Raw genomic sequence first — 13,280 nt, forward strand, 5'->3', positions numbered from 1 at the left:
ATCACCGCTCACCACGATCACCATGGCCCATCGGTGGACGACGAGCCCGAGGCGTCCGACGGGTCGCGGTCGCGGAGCCTTTCGGCCAGCACCGCGGCCTGGACCCGGCGTCCGACACCCAGCTTCGAGAGGATCGAGGAAATGCGGTTCTTGACGGTCTTCTCCGCGAGGTAGAGCCGCTGGGCGATCTGCCGGTTGGTCAGCCCCTCGCCGATGAGCCCGAGGATCTCCCGTTCGCGGGGGGAGAGCCGGGCCAGTTCGGGAGGTACGGGGTCTTCTTCGCCGCGTACCCGCGCCATGACCCGCGCGGTGGCGCCCGGGTCGAGCAGGGACGCCCCGGCCGCCACCGTCCGTACGGCGTTCACCAGGTCCGTGCCCTTGATCTGTTTGAGGACGTAGCCGGCGGCGCCCGCCATGATGGCGTCGAACAGCGCTTCGTCGTCATCGAAGGAGGTCAGCATCAGACAGGCCAGTTCCGGCATCCGGGCCCGCAGTTCACGGCACACCTCGATGCCTTCGTGGTCGCCGGCCGTCTCGCCCGATCCCAGCCGTACGTCCAGCACCGCGACACGGGGCCGCAAGGCGGGCGCCCTGGCCAGCGCCTCACGCCGGTCGGCGGCCTCGCCGACCACTTCGATGTCCGGCTCGTCGTCGAGCAGTTCGCGTACGCCCCGGCGCACCACCTCATGATCGTCCAACAGGAAGACGCGGATCGGGGGCGGGCTGTGCGGTGCGGGGGGTGTGGTCATGGTGCACTGCTCCGTCCTGCGTGCGGCGGCCCGCCGCCCACGTGCCGCTCAGCGGGCGCCGCGCCCTTCGCCCTCGGTCCCGGAACCGGCCGGGGCCTGCCGGCCCGGGAAGGGAACGCTTCGATGATGCGCTTCCTGCGACGGCGCCGGTAGCAGGTGGCGGGCGATGTCCGTGGCCCAGGCGTCGATTTCCCGCCAGTCCCGGTGGTCGCCGTAGTGGCCGCCCAGGGACCGGAAGACGAGGTGTCCGAACACGGAGGTGTGGTCACGTTCGAAGGCTCCCGCGAACAGGTGGTGATCGACGGGGGCGAGGAGGTCGCGCAGGGCGGGCAAGGGGGCCGGGGACCGGCTGCGCCGCGCGAACCAATCGCCGAGTATGCGGGCGAGCCCGACGCTGAAGAGCCACAGGGGGCGGCGGGCCAGTTCGGGGGTGTAGCGGCGCAGGTACTCGGCGGCCGGAGGCAGCCAGCGGCCGTTGTGTATGGCGCTGCCGAGCACACAGGCGTCGTGCTCCGGCGCGCCGGTACGCTCGTCGGCCAGGTCCGTCACGTCGGCCCGGTGGCCCTGTTGCGTGAGGGTGGCCGCGAGGCGTTCGGCGATGCCGCGGGTGGAGCCGTGCTCCCCGGCGTATCCGACGTACACCCGCATGTTTCCTCCTCGTGTGTGCGTGCTTCCTCAGCAGATGTCCGCCTTGGCCGATGTCCGCCTCAGCAGATACGGGGAAGCTGTTCACCCACCGGCATGTCCACGACGCGGTGCGAGCCGACACGGGTGCGCAGCAGCACGCGTCCGGGGTGGGCGGCGGTCGTCTCCCCGATGCGTACCGCCTCCGCCCCCTCGGGCACGCCGCGCAGGGCGCGCAGGGCGTCCTGCGCATAACGCGCGGGCACATAGGCGACCAGACAGCCTTCGTTGGCGACGTGCAGGGGGTCCAGGCCGAGCAGGTCACAGACGGCGCTTACGGGGCCGGGAACGGGCAGCGCGCTCTCGTCGATCTCGGCGCCCGTACCGGAAGCCCCGGCGATCTCGTTGAGGGTGGCGGCCAGGCCGCCCCGGGTCGGGTCGCGCAGCGTGTGGACGTGCCCGCCCAAGGAGGCGAGATTGCGTACGAGCCGGTGCAGGGGGCGGGAGTCGGAAGCGATGTCGGCCTCGAAACCCAGGCCCTCGCGGGTGCTCAGGACGGCGGTGCCGTGCAGGCCGATGGGGCCGGACAGCAGGATCGCGTCCTGCGGCCGGGCCCGCGCCGCCGACGGGTGCAGTCCCGGCAGACGCCGGCCGACGCCCGTGGTGGTCAGGAAGAGCCGGTCGGCGGCGCCGCGCCCGACGACCTTGGTGTCCCCCGTGACCACCGGCACGCCCGCCTCGGCGGCGGCCTTGCCCAGCGAGTCCGCCACGGAGCGCAGTTCCGCCAGCGGCAGGCCCTCTTCGATGATGAGGGACACGGCCAGCGCCAGCGGTTTGGCGCCGCGCATGGCCAGGTCGTTGACCGTGCCGTGGACGGCCAGTGACCCGATGTCGCCACCGGGGAAGAACAGCGGGCTGACGACGAAGCTGTCGGTGCTCAGGACGGTCCGGCCGTCGGCGCCCAGTACGGCGGCGTCCTCCAGCGGACCGGGCACCGCCCCCACGGCGGGCAGGACGAGCGTCTCCAGGAGTTCGGCGGTCAGCCGTCCGCCTGCGCCGTGACCGAGCAGGACGCGCTCGTCCTCGTGTCGCGGCGCGGGGCACTGGGGCATCATGGGTCGCTCCTTGTCGGTACGGTGGCGCGTCCGGCCGCGTAGTAGGCGGCGCAGGTGCCCTCGGCGGACACCATGGGGGCGCCGAGCGGCGTGCGCGGGGTGCAGCGGGTGCCGTAGGCGGCACAGTCGGTCGGTTCCCGGGCGCCGGTGAGGATGGCGCCCGCGATGCACTCGGGATGCTCGGCGGACCGCAGGTCCGTGACACCGAAGCGGCGCGCGGCATCGAAAGCGGCGAATTCCGGGGCGAGTTGGAGTCCGCTGGCGGGCAGGTGGCCGATGCCGCGCCAGGTGCGGTCGGTGACCTGGAACACCCGGCCGATGACCTGTTGGGCCGGGCGGTTCCCGGAGCGGCGGACAGCGCGCGCGTACTGGTTCTCGACCTCGCCGCGGCCCTCCTCCAACTGCTCGACCGCCATCAGGATGCCTTCGAGCAGGTCGAGCGGTTCAAAGCCGGTGACGACGACGGGAACGTGCCGGCGGGCGGCGATCGGCTCGTACTGTGTCCAGCCCATGACGGCGCACACGTGCCCGGCGGCGAGGAAGGCCTGTACCTCGCAGTCCGGGTCGGCCAGCAGCGCGGTCATGGCCGGGGGGACCAGGACATGGCTGACCAGCACGGAGAAGTTGGCCAGTGCCAGTCGGCGGGCGTGCAGGACGGCCATGGCGTTGGCGGGCGCGGTGGTCTCGAAGCCGACGGCCAGGAAGACGACCTGGCGCTCCGGTTCGGCGACGGCGATCCGTACGGCGTCCATCGGTGAGTACACGACCCGTACGTCCGCGCCCCGCGCCCGCAGGGACAGCAGGTCGGTGCGGGTACCGGGGACACGCAGCATGTCCCCGAAGCTGGTGAAGGTCACCTCCGGGCGGGCGGCGACGGCCATGGCCCGGTCCAGGGTCTCCAGAGGGGTCACACAGACCGGGCAGCCGGGACCGTGGATCATCCGGATGCCGGCCGGCAGCAGTTCGTCGATGCCCTGGCGCACCAGCGTATGGGTCTGCCCGCCGCACACCTCCATGATGCGCCAGGGCCGGGTGGCGCGGCGCCGGAGCCGGTCCAGCAGACCACGGGCCAGTCCGGGGTCGCGGTATTCGTCGAGATACCGCATCACGGTCCCGTCGCCCGGGGAGCCGGACCGCCGTGCCCGGTCAGCTCGCAGGTGACGTCCACGACGCCCTCCACCGCGCGGCACAGCCGGGCCGCGACGGGGATGAAGGAGGTGTCGTGGACCGGGCCGGTCAGCGTCACCACGCCCTCCTGGACGCCGACGGATATCTCCTGGCCGGGGAAGAGGCGCTCCATCACCACCTGGCGCACCTCCTCGGCGATGTCCGCGTCCGGGCGCAGGAAGACCTTGAGCAGGTCACTGCGGCTGACCACGCCCTGCAGCAGCCCTTCGGCGTCGACGACCGGCAGGCGCTTGACGTGCCGTACGGCCATGATGCGGGCGGCCTGGGAGAGGGCGGCGTCGGCGTGCACGCAGATGGCGGGCGTGCTCATCAGCTCCCCGGCGGTCAGCGCTCCGGCCTTGGCCAGGTCCTCCAGCCGCCGGCGCTGCTCGAAGCGCGAGGGGTCGCTGTCGCGGAACTCCTCCTTGGGCAGCAGATCGGCCTCGGAGACCACACCGACCACCCGGCCCTCGCCCTCCAGCACGGGAAGCGCGCTGACCTTCCACTGGTCCATGGTCTGGACGATCTCCTTGAACGGCGCGTCCCGGCCGACGGCCACGACGGTCTGCGTCATCACATCGCTCACCGTGTGCAGGCCGTGTGCCTGCGGGTTCTCGGGCTGGGTCAGGGGCATCGCGGGCTCCTTCGGACGTGGTCGACGGTCAGGTCCAGGAAGTGGGCGGAACAGGAGATGCACGGGTCGTGGTTGCGGATGCCGCGTTCGCACAGGGCGGTCAGTTCCGCCTGCGTGTCCCCGGCGCCGGAGTCCAGCCGGGCCTGGACCAGCCGCCGCAGGTCCTCCTCGATCGCGCCCTGGTTCTGGGAGGTGGGCGGGACGAGCGTGGCGGCGGTGACGATGCCGTCCGCGTCCAGCGTGTAACGGTGGTACAGCAGTCCGCGCGGCGCCTCCGTGGCGCCGTGCCCGGTCCCGGCGCGCGGGCGGACCTCCACGTACGGGCGGCCGGGTGGCTCGTACGCCTCGATGATCCGCAGCGCCTCGTCGATCGCGTACAGCGCCTCGACGGCCCGTACGACGATGCTGCGGAAGGGATTGCGGCAGACGGTGCCGGCCAGGGGATCGCCCAGGCCGCCCGCGCGCGCCGCCTCTTGGGCCAGCGGGGACAGCCAGCGACCGCCGATCGCGTAGCGGGCCAGCGATCCGGTCAGGTGGCGCTCGCCGCCCAGCGTCGCCTGGAGCGCGGTGGAGTGCGGGACCTGGTGTTCGGTGACCTCGGCCGGGAAGGCGTGGACGGGGAACTGCCGCAGCGGCAGGGGAGCGGTCGAGCCGGCCGGCAGCCCGTGGGCCCCGGGCGCGGCCATGACGGTGGGGTGCCGGCGTCGATGGCGTAGCGGCCGGGTTCGGCCAGCGCCAGCAGGGCGTGGTCCGCTCCCGCCTCGGGGAAGTCGAAGCCCGCTACCCAGCGCACGGTCTCCCACGCGTCCTCGCGGGCCCGCCGCAGCCGCTCGGCCAGCGGCTTGAGTTCCCCGACGGCCGGCACGCGGTGGAAGCCGCCGAGCCGGACGTTGACGGGGTGGATGGCGCGCCCGCCGAGCTGTTCGAGGATGGCGTTGCCCGCCTGCTTGACGCGCAGCCCGCGTTCCACATGGGCGCGCTGGGTACGGGCGAGTTCGACGGCGCCGTCCACGCCGAGGAAGTCCGGGGCGTGCAGCAGGTGGATGTGCAGGACCTGGCTCTCGATCCACTCGCCGCAGTACAGCAGCCGCCGCAGCGCCGCCAGTTGCCCCTCCACCCGCACCCCGCAGGCGTCCTCGACGGCCCGGCAGGCGCTCATCTGGTACGCGACCGGGCAGATGCCGCACACCCGCGCCGTGATGTCGGGCGGCTCGGTGTAGGACCGGCCGCACAGGAAAGCCTCGAAGAAGCGCGGCGGCTCATAGATGCGCAGCTCGGCTCCGGTGACGGTACCGTCGTCGACCGTCAGACGCAGTGCCCCCTCGCCCTCGACGCGGGCCAGGGCGCCCACGTGCAGCACCCGCGAGCCTCGGTGCGTCATGACGGGCTCCCCTCCACCTCGGCGAAGGCCGCGGCGTTGTACGTACGCAGGGTGCGCCGCACGTCGTCCTCGCTCATGCCGTCCCGCCGCAGCAGCGGGATGACAGCAGGCAGATTGACCGAGCCGGAGGGTCCGAAGCAGCCGTAGCAGCCACGCCCGTACGCGGGGCAGATCGCCCCGCAGCCCGCGTGGGTGACCGGCCCCAGACACGGGGTGCCGTGCGCGACGGTGACACACACGGTGCCGCGCCGTTTGCAGGCGAAGCAGACGCTGTGGTTCGGGACATCCGGTTTGCGGCCGGCCAGGTAGGCCGTGATGACCTCCAGGAGCTGCCCGCGGTCGATGGGGCAGCCGCGCAGCTCGAAGTCGACGGGGACATGGGCGGAGACGGGGGTGGAGGTGGCGAGGGTGGCGATGTAATCGGGGCGGGCGTAGACGGTGGCACGGAACTCCTGGACGTCGGCGAAGTTGCGCAGCGCCTGGATGCCGCCGGCCGTGGCGCAGGCGCCGATGGTGACCAGGTGGCGCGCGGCGGCCCGGATCTCCCGTACGCGTGCGGCGTCCTGGGGTGTGGTGACGGAGCCTTCCACCAGGGCGAGGTCGTAGGGGCCGGGCCGTACGTCGCCGGACGCCTCCAGGAAGTGCGCGATCTCCACCCGCCCGGCGATGGCGAGGAGTTCGTCCTCGCAGTCCAGCAGGGTCAACTGGCAGCCGTCGCACGAGGCGAGTTTGAAGACGGCGAGCGTCGGCCGGCGGACGCCGTCGTCATGAGGGGCGGGGTCGGGGCAGGGGCCGGGCCGGGGCGTGGCTCGCTCATCTCACAGCTCCTTCACGGCCAGGAGGGGCGCGGCGCGGTCCCAGCCGGTGACCGGCCCGTCCCGGCACAGCAGGACGGGGCCCAGTTGGCAGTGCCCGCACGTGCCCTCACCGCAGCGCATGTTGCGTTCCAGGGACACCTGGATGCGGTGCGGCGCGACGCCCGCCCGCATCAGGTGGCCCGCGACCGCGTGGATCATGGGCTCGGGACCGCAGACGAAGGCGCAGGTGCCGGGGGGTGACCACGGCCCGTGGCCCAGCAGCCGGGTGACCACCCCCACGTTCCCGCGCCAGCCCGCCTCCGGCCGGTCCACCGTGACCGCCACCCGGGCGGCGGCGCCCCACGCCCGTGTCTGCAACCGGTACAGCAGGTCGCCGGGCGTGCGGGCGCCGATCAGGACGGTGAGCCGGCCGTGGCGTGCGGGCTTGGCCAGTACGTCCAGGATCAGTGGCCGCAGCGGCGCCAGACCGATGCCCCCGGCGATCACCAGCACGTCGTGCCCCTCGGCCCGCTCCAGGTCCCAGCCGTTGCCGTACGGACCCCGTACGCCCACGGTGTCGCCCGCCCTCAGCCCGTACAGGGCCCGGGAGACCGCACCGACCGCCCGCACCGTGTGCACCAGCGCCGGCTCACCCGTGGGCAGCCCGGACACCGACACGGGGATCCCGCCCACCCCGAACGCGTAGAGCATCGCGAACTGCCCCGGCCGGAAGGGCCGCAGCGCCGGGCCGGCCGGCAGCAGCTTGAACGTGGCGGTGTCCGCGGTCTCCGCGCAGCGCCGTACGACGCGGTAGGGGAGAGGGACCCTCTGGGGGGCGGCGGTCGCGGCGGTCATCGTGGCAGTCCGCTCCCGTACGGCCCGTACAGGTCCAGCAGCCGGGTGCGGGCGCACTCCAGGCGGTGCCCGATGACCTCGGCCACCGCCAGCACCAGCGCGTGCCCCAGCTTCGGGTCCTCCAGGCACAGGCGGCGTACGGCCTCGGCGTCGAACTCCCGGGCCCGTACGGGGCTCTGCGCCTCGGCCCCCAGGTGCCAGTTGCGCGGCGGGAAGAGCCAGGACCAGCCCACCAGGTCCCCCGGGCCGAGGGTTTCGATCACCGCGGCGCGGCGGCCGGGGACGTGGAGGTCCAGAACGACGCTGCCGGTCCTGATGATCCAGAACCGGTCCGCCGGCCGGTGCTCCTCGAAGAGCCGCGCGCCCGCGGGGAAGGACACCTCGCGCGCCAGCTCCATGAGCCGGTCGTGCTGCTCGTCGGGCAGCGCGTCCAGCCGTCCGGTCATGGTCCGCAGACCTGTCCTGCTGCTCATGAAGGTGCCTCCTCTTCGGTGGCCGGGGAGCCCGTCGCCTCGGCGTGCAGGGCCGCGGCCTCCTCGGTGATGTCGATGCCGGCCGGGCACCACACGATGCAGCGCCCGCAGCCGACACAGCCCGACTCCCCGAACTGGTCGTGCCAGGTGCCGAGCTTGTGGGTCAGCCACTGCCGGTAGCGGCTGCGCGCGGACGCGCGGACCGGGCCGCCGTGCAGATGGCTGAAGTCCAGGTCGAAGCAGGAGTCCCAGCGCTGCCACCGCTCCGCGTGGTCGCCGGTCAGGTCGGTGGTGTCCTCGGTGGTGGTGCAGAAGCAGGTCGGACAGACCATCGTGCAGTTGCCGCAGGTCAGGCAGCGCGCGGCGACGTCGTCCCAGCGGGCGGCGTCCAGCGAGCCGGCCATCAGGGCGTGCAGGTCGACCGGGGGCATCGCCTTGTCCATGTGCTGTGCGGCGGCGGTGACCGCCGCGCGGGCGGCGGCGCGCGTCGAGGCGTCCTCGGTGCGGTGGGGGAGCCGGGCCAGGACGCGTTCGCCGGCCGGGCCCCCGCACCGCACCAGGAAACGGTGCCCGTCCTCGTCCCGTACCTCGGTCAGGGCCAGGTCGTACCCGGGGGCGCCGTCGGCCCGCTCACCGACGCCCGGCCCGGTGCCCATCGACGTACAGAAGCAGGTGGCGCCCGGATCGGTGCACTCCACGGCGACGACGAAGGTACGGTCCCGGCGGCGCCGGTAGGCCGTGCCGGCGTGCGGGCCGCCGCCCAGTACCCGGTCCTGGATGGCGATGGCCCGCAGATCGCAGGGCCGTACCCCGAGGAAGGCGTAGGCGGGCGGCTCCCCGTCCTCCCCGTCCTCCTCGCGGAAGGCGAGGTTCCCCTGCGGGTCGCGGTCCACCGTCCACAGCCGCTCGCGCTGCGGATGGAGGTAGGCCTTCCAGGACTGCGGCCCGGCGCTGTGCGCGAAGACCATGCCGTCCGTGCGCCGCACCAGCCGGTAGCGGCCGGCCGCGAGCTCCACGCCGCAGTGGTGCGGGAGTTGGTCCGCGCAGGAGATCCGCGCGAGGACGATCGCGCCGTCGCGGACGGTGGGGCCGATCACGGCGTGGTCCTCGGCGAGGACGGCGACCAGTGCGGCGAGTCCGTCCGACGCGGAGATCACCGCGCCCTGAGTACTGTGCGCCACTTGTCGACTTCGGGACATCAGCGCCTCCCCGGCAGCCGCCCGGTGCGGTCCGTGTACGGGTCCTCGTCCTCATCGTCGGCCGGGGAGCGCGGGCGGGGAGGGGGCCGAACGGCCCTGGTGCGCGCCGCCCGGCCTGCGGCACCGTCAGGCCCGGTCGTGGCATGTCGGGGACATGCCAAGCGCATCGCGAGAGTGACGGCGGCTTCGTACGGCCCGGTGGTCCCCCTCCACGGGTCCTATCCGCGTGCTGGTGAGCGCGGACGGTCGTGGAAACGCGGCCGGCCGAGCGACCTCACCCACTGCCGATGCCGTTCAGGCCCCGGGCCGCCAGGGGAACCACTTGAGCACCGGAGAGCTTGGTCGGGATTTCCAGGCCCTTCACCGAGTCCTGGAGGAAGCCGAGCGAGTCCTCGGCCCCGTCCTGCACCACGGCGGGTGCGTCGGCGCCACCGCACTGGTTGAGGGCGGAGCCGATCGGGACGCCGGCCAGATTTCCGTCTGCCGTGCCGGTGCCCTGCCGGGTGAACCCGTCGGCGTGCGCCCCTGTGTGGCGGTTGGCGCAGAGGGTGCCGAAGGCCGGGGAGAGCAAGTCGGCGACGCCGCCGGCCGAGGCGGGGGCTGCCAGGCCGACGCCGGCGCCGACGGCAGCAGTGAGGGCTGAAAGAACCGTGGGAGTCCTGCGCGTCGTCACGATCCGGTGAACGAGGGGAACGCCTTCAGGTCACGTGGCGGGCAGGGGATGGTCGGGCACGTAGGTCTGCGACGCCTTGGGAGGGCGACGGTAGCCGGTGGACGGCGGCCGGGGCGGCAGCGTGAGGGCCGGCCCCGGCACCTCGTAATAGGGAAGGGTCGACAGCAGGTGCGCGATCATGTTGATCCGGGCCCGTCGTTTGTCGTCGCTCTCGACGACGTACCAGGGCGACTCGGGGATGTCCGTATGCGCGAACATGGTGTCCTTGGCGCGGGAGTACGCCTCCCACCGCGTGAGGGACTCCAGGTCCATGGGGGAGAGCTTCCAGCGCCGGGTCGGGTCCTCCAGCCTGCTGCGGAACCGTTCCTCCTGTACGGCGTCGCTCACCGAGAACCAGTATTTGCGCAGCAGCATCCCGTCCTCCACCAGCATCCGCTCAAAGAGCGGACACTGCCGCAGAAAGCGCCGGTACTCCTTGTCGCCGCAGAAACCCATGACGTGCTCGACGCCCGCCCGGTTGTACCAGCTCCGGTCGAACAGCACGATCTCACCGGCGGTCGGCAACTGTTCGACGTACCGCTGGAAGTACCACTGCCCCCGCTCCCGTTCGGACGGCGCGGGCAGTGCGACGATCCGCGCGACCCGCGGGTTGAGGTGCTCGGCGACACGCTTGATCGCACCTCCCTTGCCGGCCGCGTCCCGCCCCTCGAAGACGACCACGAGCCGGACTCCCTCGGCGCGCACCCACTCCTGGACCGCCACCAACTCCGTCTGCAGCCGCAGCAGTTCACGCTCGTACAGCTTCTTGCCCAAGGTGGCGCGGGCAGCCGCTCCCGAGGTGGGGCGTGCGGCCCTTTCCCGTGCCCTTCGCCCGCCACCGCTCACCGCGCCTCACCCCCTCTTCGGCGCGCAGGTGCCGCGCGCGGCACGAAGATAGTGCCGACGCGTGCCGGGTCAACCCCCGCGTGCGACATCACCCGGCCGGGACGTACGGACCGTGGCGCGTAGCGAATCGGCCCGTACGACCCTGGCGGCCCGGGCCCTGTGGGACCAGGCTGGTGCCCGCGCACGGGAAGATCCTCACCACGTTCTCGGAGGCATCGATGCGGGAAGCCCCGGCAGCCACTTCGCCCGGCCCCACCGACGACGAGATCACGGCACTCGACGCCCACTGGCGCGCCGCCAACTACCTCACCGTCGGCCAGATCTACCTGATGGACAACCCCCTCCTGGCCGTTCCCCTACGGCCCGAGCACGTCAAACCCCGGCTGCTCGGCCACTGGGGCACCTCACCCGGCCTGAACCTGGTGCACACCCACCTCAACCGGGTCATCAAGGCCCGGGACCTGGAGGCGCTGTGCGTCTGGGGCCCCGGGCACGGCGGGCCCGCGGTGCTGGCCAACTCCTGGCTGGAGGGCAGCTACTCCCGGACGTACCCGGACATCGGCCGGGACGCCGCCGGCATGGCCCGGCTGTTCCGGCAGTTCTCCTTCCCCGGCGGCGTGCCCAGCCATGTCGCGCCCCAGACGCCCGGCTCGATCCACGAGGGCGGCGAGCTGGGCTACTCCCTCGCGCACGCCTACGGCGCCGCGTTCGACAACCCCGGCCTCCTGGTCGCCTGTGTCGTCGGTGACGGCGAGGCCGAGACCGGCCCGCTGGCGGCGTCCTGGCACTCCACGAAGTTCCTCGACCCGGTGCACGACGGTGCCGTACTGCCGATCCTGCACCTGAACGGCTACAAGATCGCCAACCCGGCCGTGCTGGCGCGGCTGCCCGAGCCGGAACTCGACGCCCTGCTGCGGGGGTACGGTCACGAGCCGGTATTCGTCACCGGCGACGAGCCCCTGGCCGTCCACCGGGCGATGGCCGCCGCCATGGACACCGCGCTGGACCGTATCGCGGCGATCCAGCGCGCGGCCCGCGAGGAGAACGCCACCGAGCGCGCCGCCTGGCCGGTGATCGTGCTGCGCACCCCCAAGGGCTGGACCTGCCCCGCCGAGGTCGACGGCCTGCCCGTCGAGGGCACCTGGCGCGCCCACCAAGTACCGCTCGCCGCCGTCCGCGACCAGCCCGAACACCTGCGGCAACTGGAGGGCTGGCTGCGTTCGTACCGGCCCGGGGAACTCTTCGACACCGACGGCCGCCCCGGCCGCAGGTGCTGGCCTGCGTACCCGAGGGCCGGCGCAGGCTCGGCGCCACCCCGCACGCCAACGGCGGTCTGCTGCTGCGCGCCCTGCCGGTGCCCGACCTGGAACGCTTCGCGGTACCGGTCGACAAGCCCGGCGCGACCCTCCACGAACCCACCCGGATCCTGGGCGCCCTGCTGGAGAAGATCATGGTGGACACCGCCGACCGCCGTGACTTCCGGATCGTCGGCCCCGACGAGACCGCCTCCAACCGTCTCCAGGCGGTCTACGAGGCCAGCGGCAAGGCATGGCAGGCGGCGACGGCCGACACCGACGAGTACCTGGACCGGCACGGCCGGGTTCTGGAGATCCTCTCCGAACACACCTGCCAGGGCTGGCTGGAGGGCTATCTGCTCACTGGCCGCCACGGACTGTTCTCCTGCTACGAGGCATTCGTCCACATCGTGGACTCCATGGTCAACCAGCACATCAAGTGGCTGCGGGTGACCCGGCGGCTGCCCTGGCGCCGCCCCATCGCCTCGCTCAACTACCTGCTCACCTCCCACGTATGGCGCCAGGACCACAACGGCTTCTCCCATCAGGACCCCGGCTTCATCGACCACGTCCTGAACAAGAGCCCCGAAGTCGTGCGCGTCTATCTGCCGCCGGATGCCAACACCCTGCTGTCCGTGGCCGAACACGTCCTCGGCAGCCGCGACTACGTCAACGTCGTGGTCGCCGGCAAACAGCCGTGCTTCGACTGGCTGGGGCTGGAGGAGGCCCGTACGCACTGCGCCCGCGGGGCCGGCATGTGGCCGTGGGCGGGCACCGACGACGGCACCCGCGAGCCGGACGTGGTGCTGGCCTGCGCGGGCGACGTCCCCACCCAGGAGGTGATGGCCGCCGCCGGACTGCTGCGGCAGCACCTGCCGGAGCTGTCCGTACGGGTCGTCAACGTCGTCGACCTGGCGCGGCTGCTGCCCAAGGACGAACACCCGCACGGCATGTCCGACGCGGAGTACGACGCCCTGTTCACGCCCGACAGGCCGGTCGTCTTCGCCTACCACGGCTACCCCTGGCTCATCCACCGCCTCGCCTACCGCCGCACCGGGCACGCCCACCTCCACGTTCGCGGCTACAAGGAGATCGGCACCACCACGACGCCCTTCGACATGGTCCTCGCCAACGACCTGGACCGCTACCGGCTGGTCATGGACGTCATCGACCGGGTTCCCGGCCTGGCCGCCCGCGCCACCGCCGTACGGCAGGAGATGGAGGACGCCCGCACCCGCCATCGCGCCTGGATCCGCGCGTACGGGCAGGACCTCCCGGAAGTCGCCGACTGGTCCTGGAACGCCTGACGTCCGGCCCGGTGGTATGGCCGGTAGCGGCGTACCCCTCGTACGGGTCGCCGGTTACCCTCCTTGCCACCGGAACCGGCGGTTGCCGCGTGCCGGTGCGGGCGGTACGGGCGCACTGTGCCGCGC

Annotated in this window: 10 protein-coding genes and 3 pseudogenes; 1 reads left to right on the forward strand and 12 read right to left on the reverse strand. The window is 72.8% G+C overall.

Annotation, left to right across the window (positions count from 1 at the left end):
• Positions 1–17 precede the first annotated feature (17 nt).
• The 12 genes and pseudogenes from KGS77_RS32805 to ppk2 form a co-directional block, all read right to left on the reverse strand.
• Positions 18–749, reverse strand: a complete 732-nt coding sequence (locus KGS77_RS32805; protein ID WP_242586949.1) for a response regulator transcription factor — start codon at positions 747–749, stop codon at positions 18–20.
• Positions 750–797: 48 nt separating this feature from the next.
• A complete protein-coding gene (locus KGS77_RS32810) occupies positions 798–1,397 on the reverse strand; it encodes a flavodoxin domain-containing protein (protein WP_242586950.1) in 600 nt (199 codons plus the stop codon).
• Between the two features lie 59 nt (positions 1,398–1,456).
• Positions 1,457–2,488 (reverse strand): hydrogenase expression/formation protein HypE, encoded by a 1,032-nt coding sequence (hypE, locus tag KGS77_RS32815; RefSeq protein WP_242586951.1) that lies wholly within the window; start codon positions 2,486–2,488, stop codon positions 1,457–1,459.
• A complete protein-coding gene (hypD, locus tag KGS77_RS32820) occupies positions 2,485–3,594 on the reverse strand; it encodes a hydrogenase formation protein HypD (protein ID WP_242586952.1) in 1,110 nt (369 codons plus the stop codon). The genes hypE and hypD overlap by 4 nt, the downstream gene beginning before the upstream one ends.
• On the reverse strand, positions 3,594–4,289 hold the full coding sequence (locus KGS77_RS32825) for a CBS domain-containing protein (RefSeq protein WP_242586953.1): 696 nt from the start codon (positions 4,287–4,289) through the stop codon (positions 3,594–3,596). Before KGS77_RS32825 ends, hypD begins: the two co-directional genes overlap by 1 nt.
• Positions 4,280–5,670 (reverse strand): annotated as a pseudogene (locus tag KGS77_RS32830) (nickel-dependent hydrogenase large subunit). Before KGS77_RS32830 ends, KGS77_RS32825 begins: the two are co-directional and overlap by 10 nt.
• Positions 5,667–6,422 (reverse strand): annotated as a pseudogene (locus KGS77_RS32835) (oxidoreductase); the annotation flags it as partial. The pseudogenes KGS77_RS32830 and KGS77_RS32835, both read right to left, overlap by 4 nt.
• A gap of 66 nt (positions 6,423–6,488) precedes the next feature.
• Positions 6,489–7,322, reverse strand: coding sequence for an FAD/NAD(P)-binding protein (locus tag KGS77_RS32840; protein ID WP_242586955.1), 834 nt, complete (start codon positions 7,320–7,322; stop codon positions 6,489–6,491).
• Positions 7,319–7,795, reverse strand: a complete 477-nt coding sequence (locus tag KGS77_RS32845; protein ID WP_242586956.1) for a cyclic nucleotide-binding domain-containing protein — start codon at positions 7,793–7,795, stop codon at positions 7,319–7,321. Before KGS77_RS32845 ends, KGS77_RS32840 begins: the two co-directional genes overlap by 4 nt.
• Complete coding sequence (locus KGS77_RS32850) at positions 7,792–8,994, reverse strand: 4Fe-4S dicluster domain-containing protein (RefSeq protein ID WP_242586957.1); 1,203 nt, start codon at positions 8,992–8,994, stop codon at positions 7,792–7,794. Before KGS77_RS32850 ends, KGS77_RS32845 begins: the two co-directional genes overlap by 4 nt.
• A gap of 274 nt (positions 8,995–9,268) precedes the next feature.
• Positions 9,269–9,667: a hypothetical protein gene (locus tag KGS77_RS32855; protein WP_242586958.1), complete on the reverse strand. Its 399-nt coding sequence runs from the start codon at positions 9,665–9,667 to the stop codon at positions 9,269–9,271.
• A 30-nt stretch (positions 9,668–9,697) separates the two neighbouring features.
• The gene (gene ppk2 / locus KGS77_RS32860; RefSeq protein ID WP_242587823.1) at positions 9,698–10,480 is read right to left on the reverse strand and encodes a polyphosphate kinase 2; all 783 of its coding nucleotides are present in this window, start codon (positions 10,478–10,480) and stop codon (positions 9,698–9,700) included.
• A gap of 290 nt (positions 10,481–10,770) precedes the next feature.
• Between ppk2 and KGS77_RS32865 the strand changes: the two are divergent.
• A pseudogene (locus KGS77_RS32865) lies at positions 10,771–13,154 on the forward strand (phosphoketolase family protein).
• Positions 13,155–13,280 lie beyond the last annotated feature (126 nt).

Origin of the sequence: Streptomyces sp. MST-110588, from assembly GCF_022695595.1 — a bacterium.
GTDB lineage: Bacteria > Actinomycetota > Actinomycetes > Streptomycetales > Streptomycetaceae > Streptomyces.